Source organism: Nocardia sp. NPDC003726, from assembly GCF_053586955.1.
On the sequence record NZ_JBSFNF010000040.1, the window covers coordinates 22846 to 42544 of the forward strand.

Annotated in this window: 23 protein-coding genes; 11 read left to right on the forward strand and 12 right to left on the reverse strand. The window is 64.5% G+C overall.

Annotated elements, in window-relative coordinates; all coding sequences use genetic code 11:
* Positions 1-250 precede the first annotated feature (250 nt).
* Positions 251-691, forward strand: coding sequence for a hypothetical protein (locus ACWDMM_RS31870; RefSeq protein WP_449941186.1), 441 nt, complete (start codon positions 251-253; stop codon positions 689-691).
* Positions 692-758: 67 nt separating this feature from the next.
* Here ACWDMM_RS31870 and ACWDMM_RS31875 read toward each other — a convergent pair whose 3' ends face one another.
* The gene (locus ACWDMM_RS31875; protein ID WP_449941188.1) at positions 759-1526 is read right to left on the reverse strand and encodes a recombinase family protein; all 768 of its coding nucleotides are present in this window, start codon (positions 1524-1526) and stop codon (positions 759-761) included.
* Between the two features lie 714 nt (positions 1527-2240).
* Here ACWDMM_RS31875 and ACWDMM_RS31880 point away from each other — a divergent pair.
* Together ACWDMM_RS31880 and ACWDMM_RS31885 are read left to right on the forward strand one after the other, a co-directional pair.
* The gene (locus ACWDMM_RS31880; protein WP_449941191.1) at positions 2241-2693 is read left to right on the forward strand and encodes a hypothetical protein; all 453 of its coding nucleotides are present in this window, start codon (positions 2241-2243) and stop codon (positions 2691-2693) included.
* 80 nt (positions 2694-2773) lie between these two features.
* Entirely contained in the window at positions 2774-3040 is a 267-nt protein-coding gene (locus tag ACWDMM_RS31885; protein ID WP_449941192.1) for a hypothetical protein, read from the forward strand.
* 96 nt (positions 3041-3136) lie between these two features.
* On the opposite strand, the gene ACWDMM_RS31890 is transcribed toward ACWDMM_RS31885, so the two are convergent.
* The 7 genes from ACWDMM_RS31890 to ACWDMM_RS31920 form a co-directional block, all read right to left on the reverse strand.
* Positions 3137-3922 (reverse strand): hypothetical protein, encoded by a 786-nt coding sequence (locus ACWDMM_RS31890; protein WP_449941194.1) that lies wholly within the window; start codon positions 3920-3922, stop codon positions 3137-3139.
* Between the two features lie 294 nt (positions 3923-4216).
* Entirely contained in the window at positions 4217-4861 is a 645-nt protein-coding gene (locus ACWDMM_RS31895; protein WP_449941197.1) for an HD domain-containing protein, read from the reverse strand.
* On the reverse strand, positions 4858-5865 hold the full coding sequence (locus ACWDMM_RS31900; RefSeq protein ID WP_449941199.1) for a helix-turn-helix domain-containing protein: 1008 nt from the start codon (positions 5863-5865) through the stop codon (positions 4858-4860). The genes ACWDMM_RS31895 and ACWDMM_RS31900 overlap by 4 nt, the downstream gene beginning before the upstream one ends.
* A gap of 542 nt (positions 5866-6407) precedes the next feature.
* Positions 6408-7289 carry a phosphotransferase gene (locus ACWDMM_RS31905; protein WP_449941201.1) on the reverse strand — a complete coding sequence of 294 codons (882 nt, stop codon included), beginning with the start codon at positions 7287-7289 and terminating at the stop codon, positions 6408-6410.
* A complete protein-coding gene (locus ACWDMM_RS31910) occupies positions 7290-8516 on the reverse strand; it encodes a helix-turn-helix domain-containing protein (protein WP_449941203.1) in 1227 nt (408 codons plus the stop codon).
* A gap of 156 nt (positions 8517-8672) precedes the next feature.
* Complete coding sequence (locus tag ACWDMM_RS31915) at positions 8673-9050, reverse strand: hypothetical protein (RefSeq protein ID WP_449941206.1); 378 nt, start codon at positions 9048-9050, stop codon at positions 8673-8675.
* Positions 9047-9319, reverse strand: a complete 273-nt coding sequence (locus ACWDMM_RS31920; protein ID WP_449941208.1) for a hypothetical protein — start codon at positions 9317-9319, stop codon at positions 9047-9049. Before ACWDMM_RS31920 ends, ACWDMM_RS31915 begins: the two co-directional genes overlap by 4 nt.
* A 456-nt stretch (positions 9320-9775) precedes the next feature.
* Here ACWDMM_RS31920 and ACWDMM_RS31925 point away from each other — a divergent pair, with 456 nt between their 5' ends.
* From ACWDMM_RS31925 to ACWDMM_RS31940, 4 genes are all read left to right on the forward strand, one after another.
* Entirely contained in the window at positions 9776-10438 is a 663-nt protein-coding gene (locus ACWDMM_RS31925) for a hypothetical protein (RefSeq protein WP_449941209.1), read from the forward strand.
* The gene (locus tag ACWDMM_RS31930) at positions 10438-12117 is read left to right on the forward strand and encodes a hypothetical protein (protein ID WP_449941211.1); all 1680 of its coding nucleotides are present in this window, start codon (positions 10438-10440) and stop codon (positions 12115-12117) included. Before ACWDMM_RS31925 ends, ACWDMM_RS31930 begins: the two co-directional genes overlap by 1 nt.
* Positions 12114-12626 (forward strand): hypothetical protein, encoded by a 513-nt coding sequence (locus ACWDMM_RS31935; protein WP_449941214.1) that lies wholly within the window; start codon positions 12114-12116, stop codon positions 12624-12626. The genes ACWDMM_RS31930 and ACWDMM_RS31935 overlap by 4 nt, the downstream gene beginning before the upstream one ends.
* 908 nt (positions 12627-13534) lie before the next feature.
* The gene (locus tag ACWDMM_RS31940; protein WP_449941216.1) at positions 13535-15184 is read left to right on the forward strand and encodes a hypothetical protein; all 1650 of its coding nucleotides are present in this window, start codon (positions 13535-13537) and stop codon (positions 15182-15184) included.
* A gap of 98 nt (positions 15185-15282) precedes the next feature.
* On the opposite strand, the gene ACWDMM_RS31945 is transcribed toward ACWDMM_RS31940, so the two are convergent.
* The 3 genes from ACWDMM_RS31945 to ACWDMM_RS31955 all read right to left on the reverse strand — a co-directional run bounded on the left by ACWDMM_RS31945 (position 15283) and on the right by ACWDMM_RS31955 (position 16856).
* Positions 15283-16068, reverse strand: a complete 786-nt coding sequence (locus ACWDMM_RS31945; RefSeq protein ID WP_449941219.1) for a hypothetical protein — start codon at positions 16066-16068, stop codon at positions 15283-15285.
* A gap of 198 nt (positions 16069-16266) precedes the next feature.
* Positions 16267-16539 carry a hypothetical protein gene (locus ACWDMM_RS31950; RefSeq protein WP_449941222.1) on the reverse strand — a complete coding sequence of 91 codons (273 nt, stop codon included), beginning with the start codon at positions 16537-16539 and terminating at the stop codon, positions 16267-16269.
* 32 nt (positions 16540-16571) lie between these two features.
* Positions 16572-16856, reverse strand: coding sequence for a hypothetical protein (locus ACWDMM_RS31955; protein ID WP_449941225.1), 285 nt, complete (start codon positions 16854-16856; stop codon positions 16572-16574).
* Positions 16857-17001: 145 nt separating this feature from the next.
* Here ACWDMM_RS31955 and ACWDMM_RS31960 point away from each other — a divergent pair, with 145 nt between their 5' ends.
* From ACWDMM_RS31960 to ACWDMM_RS31970, 3 genes are read left to right on the forward strand one after another with little or no spacing between them, the layout of a single operon-like run.
* The gene (locus tag ACWDMM_RS31960; RefSeq protein ID WP_449941227.1) at positions 17002-17415 is read left to right on the forward strand and encodes a hypothetical protein; all 414 of its coding nucleotides are present in this window, start codon (positions 17002-17004) and stop codon (positions 17413-17415) included.
* A gap of 58 nt (positions 17416-17473) precedes the next feature.
* Positions 17474-17881, forward strand: a complete 408-nt coding sequence (locus ACWDMM_RS31965) for an NUDIX hydrolase (RefSeq protein WP_449941230.1) — start codon at positions 17474-17476, stop codon at positions 17879-17881.
* Between the two features lie 52 nt (positions 17882-17933).
* Complete coding sequence (locus ACWDMM_RS31970) at positions 17934-18380, forward strand: hypothetical protein (protein ID WP_449941232.1); 447 nt, start codon at positions 17934-17936, stop codon at positions 18378-18380.
* An 80-nt stretch (positions 18381-18460) separates the two neighbouring features.
* On the opposite strand, the gene ACWDMM_RS31975 is transcribed toward ACWDMM_RS31970, so the two are convergent.
* Positions 18461-18790 (reverse strand): hypothetical protein, encoded by a 330-nt coding sequence (locus tag ACWDMM_RS31975; protein ID WP_449941235.1) that lies wholly within the window; start codon positions 18788-18790, stop codon positions 18461-18463.
* 366 nt (positions 18791-19156) lie between these two features.
* On the opposite strand from ACWDMM_RS31975, the gene ACWDMM_RS31980 reads away from it, so the two are divergent.
* The gene (locus tag ACWDMM_RS31980; protein WP_449941238.1) at positions 19157-19513 is read left to right on the forward strand and encodes a hypothetical protein; all 357 of its coding nucleotides are present in this window, start codon (positions 19157-19159) and stop codon (positions 19511-19513) included.
* The last annotated feature ends 186 nt before the right edge of the window (positions 19514-19699 follow it).

Sequence of the window (19699 nt, forward strand, 5' to 3'; positions counted from 1 at the left end):
GTTGGGCGGACTTGTCGACCACTAGGAGTAGTGTCCTGCCTCAGGGATCGCCAATACGTGCGATCCCGGAAACGCCGAGGCGCCCTGCCGGAGCGTGCTCCAACAGGGGACTCGGGTGTCTTTCCACGGACCGCCCGATCGTACGACGAGAGTGGCGGCTTCGCTGCCAACTGTTCCCAGATGGCGCACGTCTTTGTGCATGGTTCCCGGCCCGACCGGCCCCTTTGGGGGTCATGAGAGGTTGGCAACAATGCCTTCTGAGCTGAATAGGTTGGCTGACCGGTTCGGTCAACTCCGCGTCGTCCTCACCGCGCCTGCTGTCGGGCAGACCGCCGCCCCGAAGGTGCTGGCCTTCCAGCTGGGCGGCTTGCTGGAGGGGGCGGGATTGAACCCGCTTGTCCCGGCGACGACGCTGAATCTGCTGGATCCGAACCTTGGCACTGACCAGACCAGGAATCCGTCGATGATGCTGTTCTTCCGGTACTTCCTGGCGATCACGCTGCTCCAGGCCAAGCGTGCGCCGCTGGCCGAGGTCCGCGAGATGCTCGTGCCGCTGTCGGAGCGTCTGGAGGGTCTGGCGCGCAGCTGGTCGTCCGGCCGGGCCGATGACGAGGAACTGGCCGAGCTGGTCGCGGAGATCCGCGACCTCGCCCAGCAGACCGGCGGGTTCGGGGATGGTGCGGCTGCCTGACGAGGGCGGTAGTCGATTCTGACCGCCGGTAATTCCTGCATCCTGCGCTATTGGTGGTCAGGGCGGGTTATCTCTTCTCCTCGGTGTCGCCGTCGGATGCGTAGCGAAATCCGATTTGATACCGGGTGAGGTCGGTACCTGAATCGATCTCCAGGGCAGTTCGGCGCCGGGCCTTATGGGTCGCTTCCTTTGGCCGCGTCGGATCCGGTGAGGAAACGGATGGGGGCCTCGAATCCGGCGTACCAGCGTCTGTACGGGCGTGTGGTCGGTTGCCGGACTGCTCTTTGTTCAGGTGCCCGTAGAGGGTGCTGCGTTTGACGCCGAGGATGTCGGCGATCTGCTGCACGGTGTGGTTGCCCTCGTCGTAAAGGCGTTGCGCGGTGGCGGCCTGGTTGGCGGTGAGCTTCGGCCGCCTCCCGCCGACACGGCCGCGGGCACGAGCAGCGGCCAAGCCGTCGTTGGTGTTGGCGACAATGAGTTCGCGCTGGAATTCCGCGAGCACCGACAGCATGCCGAACATGGCGCGGCCCTCGGCGGTATCGGTGTCGATGCCCTGCTCGATCACCTTCAATCCGATGCCGCGTTCACGCAGTTGCGCGCCGAGGGTGACCAGGTGCAGTACCGAGCGGCCTAGCCGGTCGAGCCGGGTGACCACGATGGTATCGCCGGATCGAGCGATCTTGAGCGCCAGGTCCAGCTGCGGCCGTGAAGCTTTTGCCCCGGAGGCGGTGTCTATGTAGACGTCGTCCTCTTCGACGCCTACGCGCCGAAGGGCGTCGATCTGATGGGCGGGATTCTGCTCGGCGGTCGAGATCCGCCCGTATCCGATCAGCATGTGTCGAAAATATCCGATCCTTGGGATTTCCGACATTGATATTCGACACGGATTATCGACAGTGTCGAACTGGGGTACGTCGATCAAGCGAAATATGTCGGTAAACGGTCGTTTTCCGACAGTAGCCAAGGTGGCATAGGTGCAGGTAGTCGGGCCGATACCCGTCTCGGGAGCGGGCGTGCAGCACTAGTGTCGCACTAGTGCTGTACTATGGGCAGCACCTGGAAGAAAGGAGGGCGTCGAGAAAGATGCGATACCAGAGCGAAGTTCAGGATCACGTGAGAGGGACAAGCCTGCAGCTTGTAGCCCGCCTCGCGTGGTTGGAGTTCGCTCTCGATTCCTGTTTCGAATCGGTGCTGTCGGCGATGGATTCAGCCACGCGGACAGATCCTTCTATGACCAGAGAAGGAACCGAAGAAAAGGGCTCGGCGCTGCGAGCGACGGACTGTATGTCCCCATCAGTTCGCCGGTGTGTAGCGCGAAGCTCCCGGTATTCACAGCACGCTTTAGGTCGGGGGCTGCCAGCCCCTGAGGCAACTGTGTACCCGGAGGGGAAGGACGGACACTGTGGTGTCCCCGCCCCCACGTCCGAGCGTTCATTCAGAACGCGATCCGGTAGAGAGCCCGGATTCCACCGAGCTGGTCGCAGGGTCCGACCAGAGTCCGGCAGCGCCGGACAGCTCTCCGTCTGTCTCGCCGACCGATTCGGCAGATATGACGAGACCTCTCGCGGGGGGCGCCGAACCGCTCAGGGCGTCCTTCAACATCGAGGACGGAGCAACCGGCTCCACGACGGGGAACCCGTCGGCGGTAGATGCGGAGATCGTACTGGCACAGAATCCGGTGGTGTCCACTCCGCCGCCAGTGCCGCAGGTGCCGGGCCAAGAACTCCGGGCCGATCTTCAGATCCCGGAGGCTCCGAAGGCCGGCGCCAGGGTGTACATGGGCTTGTGGAAGTACGCCGAACTGGGCCTCGAGGGCGATGGCCAGTCGCTGCAGTTCATGATCACGGGCTTCGCGCCTGTGGCGTTGCTGCTGGGCTGCGGCTACGTCGGCTTGTCCGCAGCGGCGACGATATACCTGGTCACGTTGTCTTTCCTTGTTCAGGCAGGACTTGTGTTCATGGTGTTGGTGGTGCGCGGCAAGCACAGCGAGAAGAGCGAGTAACACTCGGCTAGCCGTGTTCGAGGATCGCCCAACGATCCTCGAACACGGCGACACCGTTTCTCATGGTAAGGAGTTTCGGAGTGTCCGTGAAGGAGGATACGACCAAGACCAAGAGCAAGAGGCGATCAATCACGCCGAAGGCGTCGACCGAAGAACTGATGAGCGAGATGAACAAGGTCACTGGCCTGTCGCCAAGCAATCTGTTCAACATCGCGATCGACGTCTTGCACTTCGTGTGGTCGGTCACCCGACGTGGCGGTGTGATCGGTGTGAAGTTCCCCAGCGATGAGGACTTCAGACTGGTGCAGATGCATATCCCGGGGATGACCAGACCGCTCGACGTGTAGATCTCGGGCTAAACCCGCCGTTTCCGGCTCTCGGGAACGGCGGGTTTCCTACGAGTGCGCATGTCCCAACAGCCGATTCTTCCTGCATTACGGCGGTCAGGCTTTGCCTATGTCGATCGCCCACGCGTCGAAGCGTTCCAAGGCTGCGATGAATAGTGAGGTAGTGCCTTCAGGGAATGAGTACCCGACAACCTTGGAGGTGCTTTTGGGGTAGCGCTGGGCTTGGATCAGCCGCTTCTCGGGCAGTCGTGTCTCTCGCTGGCCGGAGACGTTCAAGGACTGGGTCATGTGGTGCAACGTCTCCGCGCCGGTGAGCTCTTTGAGTCGATCGACACTCGCCGTACCGCCCTCGGAGATGAGGGCGCGGACCAAGGCAAGTGATGTCGTGGTCGCGCGCTGGAATATCCGGACGAGGAGATCGACGTCCCAGATAGCCCATTCGACCTCGCGTCCGAGTCCGACGTTGACTCGCGCGGTCAGCGAGTCCGACTGTACTGGCGTGGGCTGTGCGCTCGATGGAAACCGTGGTTCGACCATGGGGAACAGGCCGATCCACCGTTGGTTCTCCTTGGAATTCTCGTAGAGCAGCCGTGCGGTGGTCTCGCTGCCTGGCGCCACTTGCGTCTCGACCGTGACCAGATGGCCATACGGGTTGGAGTAGGCGGCGGTGGTGAAGTTGTGCGATATCGCAGTGACAACCAGCTCCAACGTCATGCCGGGGCCATCGAAAACCAACTTCTCCCCCGCCCGCGGCAGCGCCATCGAGGTCACGATGAAGCTCAAGAACGCGTCATCGCCTTCGTCGTCCGGCGCGATGGGAACTTCGATATACACCGCGTACCGCACCCAACCGGACGGAACGGGCACCGGAACATCAGACATGTTGCAGGACAATACAATCCGGGTGCAGTGCACGGACCATCTTCGGTCGCATTTGCGACTGGGACCTGTGCCAGAGTTGCACTGTGTCGGTACTGGAACCGCCGATAGCGGTGGCGACTTGCGAGAACGCGCTGCGCGAGTTGATAGCTCAACCCAGGCCGGAGCATTCCGCAGACTCGTTCGTCGCGCCCTTCGGACCCCGCCATCTCCGCCGATCGGGGTCTAGGCGTCGCCGTCGAGGGTTAACGAGGCAAGGTGAGCGACACCAAGTTGAGACCGGTGCCTGGCATCGCTTCAAGCGAGGCGGATTGGGCGCTCGGTGGCAGCAGGTGTGCCGAATCGTTTGGCAAATTCGTCCCACCACGCGCTCGGTGGCACGGTCAGCGCCGCAGCGGCGAGCGCTTTGCCGGTGGCCGTGGTGACCAGTGGAATCATGCTATCGATGTAACGGCCCATGGCGCCGACGCCGCGGCCCGCCTCCTGGTACTCGCGGGCCTGCAGCAGCAGGTCCAGTTTGTCAGCATCCCTTGAGCACAGCGACTCGATGCTGGCCCCCGGCCGTTTAGCGGATTCGTGTTCAGCAACCGCAGCACGGATACGCTCGGCGAGCTCTGCGGGCAGGCCGGCGGTCTGGTCGGCCACCACGTCAGTGGCAGGCACTTGAGAGACATATGCCTTGCCAGTGGCCTGTACGTCGCCGTAGCGACTTTCGGGCACGTCGTGGAAGAGGCCCAGCACTGCAGCGCGCTCCGGGTTCGCGCCTTCCCCCACAGCGATCGCGAAGGCCAGCACGGCAACGCGCCAGGAATGAGCGGCGACCGATTCGCCGTCGGTGATGCCAGCGCGCAACCATCCTGCACGGGGGAGCGCCTTGAGGTAGCCCAACTCGTAGGCGAAGGAGACTGTTTCCGCCGCCGCACTGTTCACGTCCGTGGTCATAGCGTGCTCCCGATTGCGTAGTGGACCTGCTCAAGTCTTTGCCGCGCTTGCCTGGACAGGCTGTCGTCGGCGGTGGCTTTGTCGACGGTACTCGAGATGGCCGCCGCCCACCGAGGTTGTGTGACCAGCATCCGCCGCGCCCGCGCCAGCGCCCACAACGAGTGAGCGCACAGCTCCCGGTAAGGAGCACCGATCACGCCCGACAGCAGCGACGGCAGCAGCAGCTCCCCGGACCACGCATCAGAGGCCGCGCGCGCCATCTCCGCATCCGATGCCCACGGACCAGGAAATTCGCCCACCCAGTAGGACCAGTAGCGCAGGTTTGCCAGTTCGGTCTCCGGATCGACCAGGCCTTCGGTGACGAATCGCTGTAGCGGCTCTGGATCCCCAGTGCTGGCCGCGCGCACGGCCGCCGATCGGGCCACTGCCCATTCCGGTGACCAGCGCGACAAGTCGGCAGCGCGGGCCTGGCGGCGGATCTGCTCGGCCGCCCATCCTTCCGACGGAATGTGGGCGGCGTCGTGAGAGGCGACAAGGAACACTGCCTGGCGTTGCAGCATCGCGCCGTGCTCCCCGTTGCCCGCCGATTCGGCCAGCGCCCGCAGGCTGGCCACGGCCTCGACCCGTTGGCCAGCCGGAATGTGCAGCACCGCCGAGGTTCCCAGCAACTGGCGTGGCAGCGCGCCAGTCAATGGCCAGGTCAGCATCTCAGTGGTCGCTCGGTCGGGAACCGTCAACCCGAGCGGATGGCGCTCAGGATCACGCTGATCGAGCCCGGACAGGATGTCATCAGCCAAGAGTGCAGTCTCGAACGCGGCCATAAGCTCTGGGCGCGCACCATTAGCCAGGAGCACACGGACCAACTGGCGCAGCCGTGCGTACGGCAGGCGGATCAGCGGGTTTCGCCCCTGCTCCCATGCCTGCACGGTCTTGATCGATACGTCCAGCAGGACGGCCAGCTCCTCTTGGCCCAGTACGAGTTCGCGGCGGATCGCGGCCAGCACCGCACCCGCGACACGGCCGTCGAGACCGCTCCCATCCGCAATGGGAGCGCCGCATGCCCTATGCGCCATCTGGCCCCCTTGCTGTCCGAAAATCCTATTCCTGATGAGTCCTACGCGTATGGTCGCGGAAATATCGTTGATTCGAGTCGAAAGCGACCAGCGCGCTGCGGGTTTCAGGATCCCACCGGTTTCGGCTCCAGTCACCCGATACCGGGGCGGTACCTCCAAGCCTGTGGGGTGCGGGCCCAGTGCGTCGACAGGCGATCACGCGACGCGAGCCCCCTCGGAATCGGGTGACATTCCCTCCATGGCCAGGGTGGAGAACCGTTGTCGCATTCACTGCATGGCGCTTAACACTGTCGTCGCTTCCCACACCATCACTGTCAATGTATACATGTAGTCATGTATACAGTCCGTAGTTGATCGTTCTGCGGAGATGCAAGAGGGGAGAACGTGCCTTGATCAGGCAGGACGTTCTTGCTGCGGGTAAGAAGCGGCCGCACCGAGCCGTCGGATTAGCCGCTCCAGGGGGGTTCCAGCGCTCAGGCTGCGTGCCATCGGGCGCTGTCGGCGCCGGCGCGCAGTGTGGCAAGGCGATGCATCAGTTCATGCTCGGCAGCATCATCCCCTTTGGCGGCGCGGCGGATGAAGCTGCCCAGGGTGTGCAGGTCACGCATTTCGCGCAAGGTCGGGAAGCTCGGGGACAGTCGCACGTCGTAGCCATATGCGGCAGTGAACTGGTCGAGCACTTCCGATGGCCGTCCGAATCGGATGCCTTGGTAGGTGTTGGTGAGATCAAGCTCGCGAGGTGCGATCGAGACCTCGTCCCAGTCGCCCAGCAGCACAGTTCGGTCTGGGCCCCACAGGAGGTTTCCGGGGTAGGCGTCTCCGTGCACCAGGCCCATACCCAGTGCGGAGTCCAGTCGGGAGTACGACTCGATCAGGGAGGATGCGCGTTGAGCCAGCCAATCTCGCTCCGCGCGTGGAAGGACTGCTGCGTCGTCGCCATCCAACAGCCCGGTCAGTTCTGCCAGAGGTTGGTATTCGTCGAGCGTGATCGGCGGCTCGCCGAGGTTGTGCAGTTGGCGGAGCAGGTTGCCGAGTTCGGCAACGGGTGGCCGGTCGGCGGCGTCGGGTTGCGGGTAGTAGCGCCAGAACGTGACCACGGCGTCATCGACGGCGATTGGTTGGACGGTCAGCGGCTCTGGCGCGGGGAATGCTTCGGCAACGAGCCAATTTGCCACAATGAGCGACACTTCGGCCCTGTCGGCGGTGTCGGCACGGCCGATGCGCGCGACTGCATCGACTCGGGGCAGCAACCACACTCCGGTGGCGTGTTCTCGCAGAGGGGTGGCGTCGCTGGCTTCGAGGCCCGCGAGCTGGCTTGCCTGGGTCAGTGCGGCGGGCACAGTGGCCGCGGTCATCTATGCGCCTTTCCGGTCCAATGTGGTGTTGCTGAACTCGCTGATCTGATGGCGGAGCTGCTCGACGGGCCGCGCAGTGAGCAGGCGCGGGCTGCTCAGTCTCTGTTGTACACGCTTGAGCCCGTCGCCGATCTGCCGAATCCGCTGTTCTGGAGGGAGCGCCAGGACTGGTACCAGGGCATCGGCGGCGCCTTCGATGTCGTCGGAGCGGCCCAGACGGGCGATGGCTATGTCGACTCTTGCCAGTGCCTCGTCGCCGTAGCTGCGCTCTTCCGGTGGGCCCGTTTCGTAGGCGCGGATGGCGGCTGTGGCCATGCGTTCAGCGTCGGTGTAGTCGCCGAGCAGGGCGTAGGTAGATCCGGCGTAGTAGGTGGCCTTGGCCTGCGGAAATTCCAGGACTCCCCCGAACTGCTGCAGGTCTCCGGCCGGGCTAGCCTCGTTCGCGGCATCGAGAGCCACGCGGAGCGCTTTTCGTGCTTCCTCGGCGCGGCCTGCGCGGGCGGCGCATCGTGCGTGCAGAGCGGCCAGGCGGACTCGTTGATCTCCTGCAGGTGCGTAGGGCATTCCCGCGGCGGCGAAGTCGACGGCGCGGCGTGCTTGTCCGGACCATTCGGCGATCAGAGCTTGTGTGCCGGCCACCCAGGCGCGCAGCGCGCTGTGGTCGGCTTGGATCGCCAGCTGCTCGGCCGCGAGTGCTTGTTGCATGGCCGACATGGAGTTGCCGAGGTTCTGGGTGGCGTGCGCCATCAGGGTCATGCAGACCCCGCCGAGCAAGAAGAGTTCACGAGCCTGGCTGGGGTGCGGTCGATCTTCGAGAAGTTGCCATGTCTGGTCACGCAGGACCACCAGGTCCCGGAACAGCGGCTGGACTGGTTCGGAGACGTAGGCCGTTGCGACGCGTGCCAGTTCGTAGGTCAGCGAGTCGACAGCCACAGCATCGACGTGGTCGACGGATGCCCATTTGGCGAATGCCATCGAGGCCTGCGCGGCTTCGATGGTCTCGTCGGTGAACTCGTCGCGGGCAGCGGCGCGGATGATTGCGCCATTGGCGTCGAGGGCACGGTCGATGGCTTCGATCAGATCGGCTGGAATCTTGCGCTGGCCGTTGAGGATCCGCGACAGACTTCCGGAGTTGTAGGGGATGGCCGCGGCCAGCTTCCGCAACGACATGTCCCGTTGGGACATCCAGCGGTGCAACTCAGCGACGATCTCAGAGTTCTGGTTCACTCCTGGTTCCTCGTTTCCCCTGCCCTATGCCGGGGTGCTGCGCGGTTGGCAGCAGTCTCGGCAACGCCGCAACTCTGTGATCTCCAGGCACTGCGGAACATGCTCGGCGACATGTGTACTGCCATGGTGGACCATCCGGAATTTCTCACCGGCCTTTCACAGAAGTTCCAGGTCGAGCGGGATGGTCAGCAGCGCGTACGGGCCCGGATTGTCGGTGAGTATCGGGTAGCCGGTCACCTGCGCCTCCCACGCGACGTGTGCGAGGTCGAGCGGGATTGGTGCGGTAGAGGTTTGGGCCACGGCCAGCATGCCCGGCACGATGGCCTGACTGACCGGTGTGACGGTGTAGTCGGCGGTATCGAAGTCAGCGAGGTCGGCGCCAGCCAGCGCAGCGGTGTAGAGGCTGGGGGCCGCGATGACGAGCGGGCGACGCTCTCGGACGCTGATGTCGACGAGGGTTCGGGCGTAGAAGCTGCGGGGCAGTGCGATGAGGGCGGACGCGTCCAGGATGGTGCCCGCAGCGGTCGGCCTCACGCAGCGCCGCTGCCACGCAGGCGGGCGTCGGCTCGGGCGAATAGGGCACGGACGCGTTGTTCGGCCGCAGCTCGCTCTTCAACAGTGCCTTCGCCGTGCTCAGCGCTCCAGCGCGCGAGGACTTCGGCCGTGGTGGCGCGGACTTCGCCGGATCCGGCTGCGGTGGCGATGTACGCCGAGACCGAGCGGGCCTGGCCGGCCTTGACAGCGTTCTCAGCCCGGGTCACCAGTTCCTCGGGCAGGGTCAGACTGACCTTCCGCATGCTCATGCCGGGTAATCCTACCTTTATCCCACTATTCCGGAACAGGTGCTTCGTCGTCGAAGGTCAGGTCGTCGAGGAACTCTTCGGCTTCCTCGGCGGTCTGCGGATAGTCGTCTCGCTCGGTCATCGAAGGCCCTCCTCCCATTGGTCGTCCCGCGATCTTCGCGCCTCCCGCGGCCGCCGTCGTGCATCTGCCGATTGCCGGTCTCGACTGCGCCGAAAGTTGTTGGGTAGGCGCGCATGTCAGTACCTCATGTTAGACTGTCATAAGTACAACAGTCCGATATTGTGGACCGGTCGCCGAACGGTGCGAGCCGACTCGGCCCGGTGCCCCATCACCGACGCCCGGGAGGCCACCGCATGACGAAAATTCCCCCGCCGGAAGAACCCACCCCGCCCATCGCCGACCAGACGCAATCCAAAGTTCTGGGCGAGAAAAATCGGCGAGCGCTTCGGCAAGGGATGGCTGCGACTAGCCAGGAACACGCTCACAGGATCGCTAACCCGGCCACTCAGGACCCGGTCGGCGAGCTGCAGAAGGCGACCGCCGCGAAGCTGCGCAGCATCCATGCCCAGCAGCAGGCCGCCGATGAGCTCAAGGAACAGCTGCGCACCCGCAAGGTGCTGCAGCAGTACCGCAGGGCCACCGATCCGCTGCTGCGGTGGGCGCGACTGAACCGGATCCGACGCTGGAATCTGGCCATCCTGCGGGCACTCGTGGTGGTCGGGATGGCGTCGGCGTGTGTGGCCGCTTTCCGTTTCCTGCCCGGCGTTGCGGCCGCCAACATCATGATCACGATGTCGGCCGCGGTGTTCGTGCTGCTGCTGATGACCGCCACCCAGTCCTTCATCGAGGCAGACGTCACGACCATGCGCGGCCGGATCATCGCCTACGAGGCCTTCGAGCTCTTCCTGGTAGCTGGAGTCGCCGCCTACATTCTGGTGCCCGCTATCTACCAAGGACGCCTGCACGAAGGGGTCTACTTGGCGTCTCCTCTCGCTGGCGTCGCCTCCGCCGTGTGGCTGTGGCGGTGGACCTGCACCTACTTCCACACCGCCCTCAGCAAGCCGCTCCCCACCTCCCCCAACCCTGTCGACGAGACACCGGACAGCCAGGAAGCCTGATGAAAACCCTTCGCCTCAAACCCAAAACCGATCGGCTCGTCGATGACGAGCTGACCTCTGGCGCGTTGCCGGACCGTGTGGAGCACGCGCGGTCGCGGTTGACGTTGCAGCACGATCCCGCGCTGATCGCCGCCCTCTCGGAGTCCGAGCTCGCCGCCGAACGTGAAGATGCCGAGTGGATCCGGGCCCAGCGGCGTACGCAGCGACGCCGCCAGGTCGCTGCCGAGCTGGCTGCCGAGCAGAAGGCGATGAACGCCGCGGCCGCCGAGCAGGACGCCGATATCCGCGATCGGCTCACCGCGCGTGCGGCGCTGGCCGAGCAGCGGCGCGCGGACAGCCCGCAGGCTAAAGTCGCCGAGCTGCACAGGTTGCGCACGTGGTCGGCCCGCGGATTGATGGGTGTGGTCGCGGCCGGCGTCATGTACTCCGCGGTGAACGTGCAACACAACCTGGCGCCGAACGCCAGCGTCACCGACCCGCTGTACTGGGCCAGCTACTTCATCGAGGCCTTGGTCTCGATCTGCCTGATCGTGCTCATGGTCAACCAGCAGAAGGCCTCCGAATGGGGTGTTGGCGAGGAGAACCGCGGCCTGATCATCGCCGCCGAGCTGTTCCTGCTGAGCCTCACCATCGGGCTCAACACCTACCCATACCTGGACGCAGGCGACACGTTCGGGTTCGTCACCCACGCCATCGCACCGGTCATGATCGGCGTCGCGATCCTGATCCACCACGCCTCCAGCGAACGCTTCGGGCTGATGCTCAAGAAGGCCACCGCGCAGCTGCCCGCCGACGACGTTCTGCCGCCGATGACAACGGTTCACCGCATCGCCGAGCGCGTCACTGCTGCGGCCGCACTGGAACATGCCCCGGTTGTCCCGCTGCGGGACAACGACGCGACCGCGGAGGGCGACCCCGCACCGGAGCCCGCACTGCGGGACGCCGACGCCCGCACCCCGCAGTCGCAGACCCGCACCACTGCGGGCCCCGCATCCGCAGCAGACCCCGCAGTGCGGGTTGAGACCCGCAGTGGTGCGGGCGAACCCGCACTCACACCCGCAGTGCGACCCGCAGTCCCCGCACCCGCACCCGCAGTGGAACCCGCACCGATCGCGGCCGAAACAGCGCCGGAGGCTGTGGCCAGCGGAAACGATGCCTCACTGGTGCGGATCCGCACCGAAAACCCGCAGCCGGGCGACACCGCACTGACCGACGCTGTCACTGCGAGGGAGGCTCTGACCACCACCGACACCCCGCACCTGGGCCAGGCGCGCGCCGGGGAGGAGCTCGACCCGACGCAGCCGATGCCGGTGCTCGCAGTGCAGACCCGCACCCCGATTCCGGACCCCACACCGCAGAACGAGACCCGCACCACGAGCGATAGTGCGGGCGCGCAGCGGCCTGAGTGGATGGCGCCGGTCTACGAGCTCGCCGCGGAGGTTCAGCGGCGCGGGACTGCGAAGACCAAGCCGCTCGAGATGGTGGCGTCGGTCATCGCGTCCATCGACGCGGGCGAGTCCAACAACGCGATCGTCGGCGCGGCTAAGGCCGCGGGCGCGCAGCTGTCGCACCACACCGTGACCAGCATCCGCAACACCGCCGCCGAGATCCGTCGCGAGCACAGCGGCATCGGCGGCGGCCAGATCATCGAACTGAGGAAGCAGGGGACCGATCGATGACGACCGATGGGCAACAGCTGGATCCAGCACAACATGTGCGTGCCGCGCAGGACATCGTGGACCGCGCGCAGGCGACCATGAGCAGCCTCATGGAGTCCATGGCCCGGCTTGCCCGCGACCTCCACGACGCCAACACCCACCTGCGCCTCGCCGCAGCTTTGCAGGCCGGCGCCGACGTTCACGCCAGTGACGCGGCGGCCGGTGCGTTGCCCAGCAGTCGGCCGGGTACGAGCAGCAAGCAGCATCCGTTCACCCGTCAGCTGACTCCAACAGCCGCCCTGGAACTCGCGACCGCGGTCTTCGACAGCAGGCGATCGCAGCAGCCGGTCAAGATCCTGGCCTGGATCTACGAGGCCTACTCCCAGCCGCAGACGACGCCGAACAGCATTGCCGCCAGCATGAAGATGGCGCACTCCACAGTCGACCGCGCGATCCGCGCCGCGATCGAACTGACCGAGTCGCGGCGAAACGCCAACGGCGACACCACACGAACGGGGGAGCGCCGGTGAGCACCGCAGGTCATCCCATGGATTCTTCATACTCGTCGGCTATCCACACGCCAGGTGTGGATGCGTGTCGTAAACGGGATCTGGCGTGGTTTTGTGGTGGGGTGGTGGGAGCTTGGGGGAGCCCTCAACCCTCCCACCCGAGCCTGACAACTGAAAAGCCCGCCCTCTCGTCGCGGCCAAACGAAGTAGAGGACGGGCTTTGTAACCCAGTAGTCAGGGTGCGAGAAACCGCATTCGACGAAACGTCAGATGTGGAGCCCCGCGCGTACGACCATACAGCCCTCACACATCTTGTGGGGAGCGCAGAGGGTCACATCGCGCGGGCGTGTCGCACCTTGGCTCATGACCAGAGGACGCAGACAGTGCCGAACACGGCTCCGACAGCACGCGGATCGACCGCCACCGCACCTGCACTGCTAACAGGTGCTATCCCCCGGCACACCGAAGGCGACGCTGAGGATGCCAGCAGGCATGCCACTGCTGCCGTTCGAGGAAACGACTACCTCCCCCGTCACCTGATCGCGCACAACGCGTCGAGCGTGCTCCGCAACTGCGCGCCGAAGGAGACTAAACGAGACAAAAAGAGACAAAAGTGGACCGGAAGGCCATCGAAAAGAGACTCGATTCTGCGGGAGCGTAGGTCCATGACCGCGATCGCTTCTAGGCCACCGGCTCCGGCCCGGACCGCCACGTTGCCCCGTGGTTCGGTCCGGGCGCCCGGTGTCGAGGTTTGCCGAACCTACTCGACCGGAGGTGAGGCCCTACATCACTGAGTGACCAACACCTAACTCCATATCCGTCCAGCAGCACCTGATCCGCTCCGACTCCCTTTGCCCCAAGGAAGTTCGAGCCACGGGACTAGCCCTCCCGCGTAGCTGCTGCTGGTGTTCCCCGAAAGGAACTGCTTGGTGAGCAGCTCTGATGATAGGTCACGCCCGTATAAGGGTGGTGATTCTGGTGCCTTCCCACAGGTAACAACTGCATCTACCTGGGCCAATAAGGCTCGACACGCCGACACGGACGCCGAGTTCGCCGAAATCGTCGCCCAGTTGAACCGCGACCAGCTCGGCGGGTCGTGGTCGCTGCCCCTCGGAGACGGTGCCTCAGCGAAGGTGCCTGTGGTCAGCGTGCGCGACTGGCTGCCGCACGTGGCTCCCGCGCTGGATACCGAGGCCGGCCGCGCAGCGGTCGCCAAGCACCAGACCAGCACCGAGACCGTGCTCGAGCACGCACGTGCGCTCGCCAAATTCGCCGACCTACACACCGGCCGCAACATCACCGCCTCGACCGCCACCATGGCCCGCCGCGCAGGATGCTCCCCCGGGACCATGCGGAAAATCCGCTACGTACTACGAGACCTCGGCCTTGCCAAGGACATGAAGACCGGGCGATCACTGTCTCGCGTCGAGATCGCGGCCGCACGCGCTCATCACGGCGGTTTCCAGACCCGCGCGGCCAGCGTGTGGCACCTGACCCTTCCCCGGCCTGTAGCGGCCGCTGAGAGGCCTCTGACCCCGCGCCGGAAGTCCGCAAGCCTGGGCAAGCTGGCCCGAGGCGCGCACATCGCCGCGGCCGCCGCAGTTTCTTCCCCAACTTCATCCACAGCTTCCATCGACGTCGAAGACCGCGGTGACCTCAGCGGGCACCTATCTTCACGTACTGAAGTACGTGAAGAACGTTCCGTAGGTAGAAGTGGTTCTTTTCATCCTTCATCTTTCGTCCCGAAAAAATCACCAATGCGCGCGCGTAGCGCGCACGCGAGGCGGAAAAATTCCAGGAAAACAGAGGGAAAGAGCTGGTCAAACGGTGTCCCGCATCCGTTGCATCGACAGCTGGCGGCCGCCGAGCTGGTCGCTGAGACCTACGGCATTGACCAGGGGCAATGGCTGTCTCTGGGCTCCAAGCAGTACATGCGACTGCCCGGCGGCTGGCACATCGGCGCCCTGTGCAACGTCCTGGCCGACATCGGCATCGACACCGAGTACTTCAGCGGCAGCGATATCGCCCACCGACTGACCGACTACGTGACCCTCTGGGGCATCTACTTGCCAGACCACTACCGCAACCCAGTCGGCTTCCTGCGCTACCTGCTCACCCGGGTTGACTGGTCCCAGCAGGTGCCCGTGGAGCTGGCGGCCGTACGGCGCGCGCGCCGTATCCGGATCGCCGCGCTGCCGTCCTGCAGCCTCCACCCGGAGGCCGGCCGCCGCGGCGACGGGGAGTGCGTGATGTGCTTCAGCGACCGGATGTGCCCCTCCGAAGACCACGAAAGCGGCCCAGGAACCTCCACCTACACCCGGCCCTCGAACGCGGGCGCCACGGACCGCACAGCCGATGGTGAATCCGGATGTGCCCGACTGACGTTCCGAAGCCTCTCAGAGGAACTCAAGGCCGCGGCCGGAGACAAGTGCACGGTGTGCTCGAAAGCCGGCCACATGCGCCACGAACTGCCGCTGCCCATGGCCATGTGCGATCACTGCTGGGACACAATGTGGCTCGACGCGGAATCTGCCAACAGCGTCCTGCCCAGCACACTGCCGCGTTCTTCCGTCGCGTGACTCTGACGCACATGGTCTGATGATCTCGTCGGGGGGGTAAGCAGCAAGTGGATCTGCGGTGCTTCCACGACACGGTTGCCCTCTGCTGGCAGACAGGATCAGCCTGCTTTCGCCCCACAGACCACGTCCTTGCTCCACCCGAAACCGAAGGGATCCATGCCGGACTCGATGGTCCGACAAATCGCGTCGGCGAAGTCCGCGCTGTTGAGATTTTCGATCAGATTCGGTGTGCCATCTGGCCCTCTCTTATCCAGAGCATCACCGATACATCCCGCAATGAACAATGTTGAGCCGATCCATCGAGGAAGCCCTTCCATTCGCTGGAGAAGCAGCCCGAGAGTGTATTCCGCTCCCGGAGGGAGAGAGTCCGCCATTTCCGCACGAGCGTTCGCGCAAGTTTTCTGCGCCCTGTCCAACTGCCGGTCACGTTGCTGGTCACGCTTCGGATCACCGGGATCGGGCCCCAAAGGGATTGGCAGGCCCGGTACCGGGGCGCCGCCGTCTACGACGACGTACACCGGCTGAGTAATGCCGGTAGGTCCGCATCCGGCTTGGACCAGGTAGCGCCCGTTAGGAACCGGGCTGGACTGCACAGTGGCGTTCCCGAGGAGGTCAAAATTGAATGGAATCCATTGAAGGGAATTTTCGCCACCAACGAAGAGGTTGCACGCGGCCCCGGAAGCCCTGGTTTTCAGGAATATCTGCACCACGATGGTGCCGCCAGGACGCGTGGTGATTTGCGTATAACTTCCGTCCGTATCGAGCGGAACGTATGGGCTCGGACCGACCTGCTCCAGATGATCTGCATGCGCGACCGGAACCGATCCCATCATCAGAAGTGATCCGGCAACAGCGGCGCAACACGTCGCCAACTTCAGTTTCAACTCTAAATCCTGCCGTCGATTTCCTTATAACCGTGCGATGCTTGCGGAGGATGTGATAAATCGCCCGCGCACGAGTCAGTATGTGGCTCAATGGATTACAGAGTCGTCCGATTCGCTTCGAATGCGTGGCAGTTAGGGGATGAAACCGACCTGTACTGCAGCGCGCCTACCGCTCGAATCATCGAGCGACGGCTCCACTCAAGCAGACTTGCGGAGCCCTGCCAGGGCCCGGATCGCGTCGGTGAGTGAGATCGGGTGGTCGTGCTCGATCGCGGCGAGGCCTGTCTCGAGCAGCTGCCGCATCAGCATCGACTGCGTGATACCGCGGTCAGCCGCCGCAGCCTTGATCCGCTGATCCAGTTCGGTCGGCATCTTCAGCGACCGTGACACCATGATCCCTTCGGGACCAGGGGTTGGTGGCAGCTCGACCGGCTCGTCGGTGTACTCCAAGCGCGCGGCGAAGGCGGCCATCTCTTCAGGTGTGTCAGGCCATTCCGATGTAGTCATCGCGTCTTCTCCCACTTGCTGAATTCCTGGAGTTGATCCGGCGTCATCTGTTGGGCCGCGACGATCTGGTGGTCGAATCCATCCAGAAGACGCAAGGTCACGATCAACGGTCGACCGCTGTCCGTGCGCGCCCAGATGGTCAACGCCGACACCCCGGTCACCGGATCGACGCCGCGGCGTGGCCAACGATGGTCGGCATAGAGCGCCTCGATCACCTCGAAACGCTCAATCCCGGCCATCGCCAGGACGGTGACGATGCCGTACCACCATTCGTAGGCCACCACCCCATACTACCGCCCAGGTACCACCCGCGTGGTACCTCGTTTCACCCAACCTGCTCGCAGCCCTGCCTACTCCCGATACGGTCAACGCAACGCTGGAGCGCGCATGCCGGGCCGCCCCAGCCGACCCACCAGAGGGGAAACCGTGAAGAAGATCGCCGCCATCGCCTCTATCAGCGTTGCCCTGCTCGCCGCCGGAGCCCCCGCCATAGCCGCCGCGCAGCCGGAACCCCACGTTGTCGAATGCCTTGAAGGCACACCCGGGCCCGCACGATGGAGCGACGGCAGCGTCCGGTACTCGCAATGGTGCTTCGACACCCACGGCGGCAAGGAATACCTTGAAGAGGAATCAAAATCAGGCGGTCAACCCAGCCCGCGCGGATACACCTGCTACCACGACAGCTGCTACTGGCCCGACGGCTCCCCCGTGCCGGGATACCAACGATGCGGCCTCGCCTGCGGCGAACCACCCACCTCCGGAGACATCCAGAGCGCGTGGGCAGAATGCATCGCGGTGAAAACAGAGGCAGAGTGCCGCGAGGAACAACACCCCCGGTAACCCAGCCCCTCCGACTTTCAGCACTGACCTTCCCGGCCCGCGAGGTAGCTCTCTCCCCATGGGACGACGTATCGACTACCACCACGACCCGAACGCACCCGCGGCCAACAGCGTCCGCCCGAGTGCCGGCGCTTTCGTCCGTCGCGGCGAGACCGTCCTGCTGATCTGCCGCAGCGACAACGGCAACTGGTCCATGCCCGGCGGCACCCACGACCCCGGCGAATCCCTCAGCCACACCGCCATCCGGAAGACTCGCGAAGAAACCGGTGTCCAGGTCCGCCTCACCGGCCTGGTCGGCGTCTTCACCGACCCCACCACCACGTCATCCACTACACCAGCAACGAAGAACCAAGTCGGCCCCCGTCCTCGATCAGCCCGGCGGGCGCGCCGCAGCTCGACACTCACCGGTCGAACCCGTCCCACCCGCGATCGCGGTCGTAGTCGGCGAGAGCGCTACGGCCGGTGAGCCCCCGGAACGCGTGGTCCTTCAGCGGCGGATCCGGATCCAGGACGGTGGGGTGCTCGAGCGCGTGCAGCTCGCGCTCGCGGGCAGCCTCGGCGATGTTCACGGCGCGCTCGGCGCGGTCACGGGCATCAACGAACAGGTTCTGCGCCTGGCGGCTGAGCTTGATCAGATCGTCGCGGCGCACGGCATCGACACCTATCTCATTGATCGTCCGGCGCACTTCCGCGACCAACTCGGCAAGATGCTCCTGAATCTCCTCCATCCGGTCGGTATCCGGTGCATGACCGAGCTGCTTCAGATCATCGATGGTGTCGCCGATACGGCTTTCCAGACTGCGCATTTCGCGGCTCCCCTCGCCTCCCTACGGCCCGATCAGGCCTCGATGAGGGGCAGAGTACGACCAAGCACCGACAGCCGCCCACTACTTTCCGCTGATGCCTGGATCAGGTCGAAGCGGCGCTCATCGTCGGCCCGGCACTCGTCCGGCGTACTTCGGTGACCAGTCCCCCGAGGCGGGCGCGCAGCTGCTCGACGTGCTCGGCGCGCCCGGTGCGTGCCCGCTACCGGCGAATCGGCGCGTCACCGAGATCGTTCCGGCCGGGACCGCGGCTGTGGACTGGTGATGGTCGGGTGCTCGGCGTCGTGCTGCTCGCGCACCACCTGGGCCAGGGCGACGTCCAGGGCTCGATGAGCGCGGTCTCGGGCGTCGGCGACCAGTTGATAAGCCTCGACGGCCAGCAAGAATAGATCGTGCCGCCGCACCGGGTCGTCCGTGACGCTGGTGCGGACCTCGTCCTCCAGACGTTCAATGCGCCAGCCGATCTCGTCGACCACCACGACCGATGCCGCGCGGTCGAGCCGATGCAGCTCGGCGAGCACATCGGCGAACCTTTCTTCCAGACTGCGCATTTCTTCTCCCCTCATCAACCGAACCCTGCCCGACCAGGGTACGGACGCACACCGACACAACGCGGCCGAATCGGTGTAACGAAACCCATCTACCTGGGCAAATGCAGGGTTTTGGAGGAAATCCGGACGGCGGAAGCGTCAGAACCACGACCGGAGCGCGCCCGGATCAGGGCCCCGGACCCCGAGGGAAGAAATACAGAGCGGAGGAAAAATATCCTCGGCTATCGCCCATAATTATGCGAATAGGGCGCTAGTTCGGCCCGAGCCGTCCGACGTTTCGAACCGGCAAGGCAAAAGAAAGTATGAAATGGAAGGAAGGAATGATACAATGGACTGGGAAACTTCCCGGTGAGAAAGGAAACAAGAATGGCCAAGAACCTGGACTCGATCGCGACCATCAGTGTGCGACTGCTCGGCCGCGACCGTCACGCGTTCCGCCAGCTGCTCGTCAACGAGTGGCAGTACATGCTCGACGACCTGTCGATCAGCGAGAGCGAGGCGTTCACCGCAGCCATCCTGCTCGTCACTCGCGCGTCAAAACCGCAGGTAATCCGCGATGAAGCGGCGAAAAATGGAATGAGCGAGGAGGACACGGAGCGCCTGCTGCAGGCGAACAAGTGGTACATGGAAGAGTTCATCGAGCAGCTCCGAGCGGTCATCGAACAGCGCAGCCAGATGGACGGCCGGAAGAAGCGCGCCGGACTCACCGAGCTGGCGAGCTGAGAAGAAAAAGCACCGGGAGAAAAAAGCCGGAAAGAAACTTTGACAACGCTGCGATCCGTCCGCTACACTGGGAACATGACCAGGGAAAGAAAAGCCAGCGGACGGAAATCGCAGGAATCGGAAAGAATGGTAACTATGGAAAGAAAGAAGAAAGTAAGAAATGAAGAAAGTAATTAAGTACGAAAC

Excerpts from the sequence above, each read along its gene's own strand:
- ACWDMM_RS31870 (WP_449941186.1), top strand. The coding sequence starts at position 251 with ATGCCTTCTGAGCTGAATAGGTTGGCTGACCGGTTCGGTCAACTCCGC.
- ACWDMM_RS31875 (WP_449941188.1), bottom strand. The coding sequence starts at position 1,526 with ATGCTGATCGGATACGGGCGGATCTCGACCGCCGAGCAGAATCCCGCC.
- ACWDMM_RS31880 (WP_449941191.1), top strand. The coding sequence starts at position 2,241 with ATGACGAGACCTCTCGCGGGGGGCGCCGAACCGCTCAGGGCGTCCTTC.
- ACWDMM_RS31890 (WP_449941194.1), bottom strand. The coding sequence starts at position 3,922 with ATGTCTGATGTTCCGGTGCCCGTTCCGTCCGGTTGGGTGCGGTACGCG.
- ACWDMM_RS31895 (WP_449941197.1), bottom strand. The coding sequence starts at position 4,861 with ATGACCACGGACGTGAACAGTGCGGCGGCGGAAACAGTCTCCTTCGCC.
- ACWDMM_RS31905 (WP_449941201.1), bottom strand. The coding sequence starts at position 7,289 with ATGACCGCGGCCACTGTGCCCGCCGCACTGACCCAGGCAAGCCAGCTC.
- ACWDMM_RS31920 (WP_449941208.1), bottom strand. The coding sequence starts at position 9,319 with ATGAGCATGCGGAAGGTCAGTCTGACCCTGCCCGAGGAACTGGTGACC.
- ACWDMM_RS31925 (WP_449941209.1), top strand. The coding sequence starts at position 9,776 with ATGGCTGCGACTAGCCAGGAACACGCTCACAGGATCGCTAACCCGGCC.
- ACWDMM_RS31930 (WP_449941211.1), top strand. The coding sequence starts at position 10,438 with ATGAAAACCCTTCGCCTCAAACCCAAAACCGATCGGCTCGTCGATGAC.
- ACWDMM_RS31935 (WP_449941214.1), top strand. The coding sequence starts at position 12,114 with ATGACGACCGATGGGCAACAGCTGGATCCAGCACAACATGTGCGTGCC.
- ACWDMM_RS31950 (WP_449941222.1), bottom strand. The coding sequence starts at position 16,539 with ATGGCCGCCTTCGCCGCGCGCTTGGAGTACACCGACGAGCCGGTCGAG.
- ACWDMM_RS31965 (WP_449941230.1), top strand. The coding sequence starts at position 17,474 with ATGGGACGACGTATCGACTACCACCACGACCCGAACGCACCCGCGGCC.
- ACWDMM_RS31975 (WP_449941235.1), bottom strand. The coding sequence starts at position 18,790 with ATGCGCAGTCTGGAAGAAAGGTTCGCCGATGTGCTCGCCGAGCTGCAT.
- ACWDMM_RS31980 (WP_449941238.1), top strand. The coding sequence starts at position 19,157 with ATGGCCAAGAACCTGGACTCGATCGCGACCATCAGTGTGCGACTGCTC.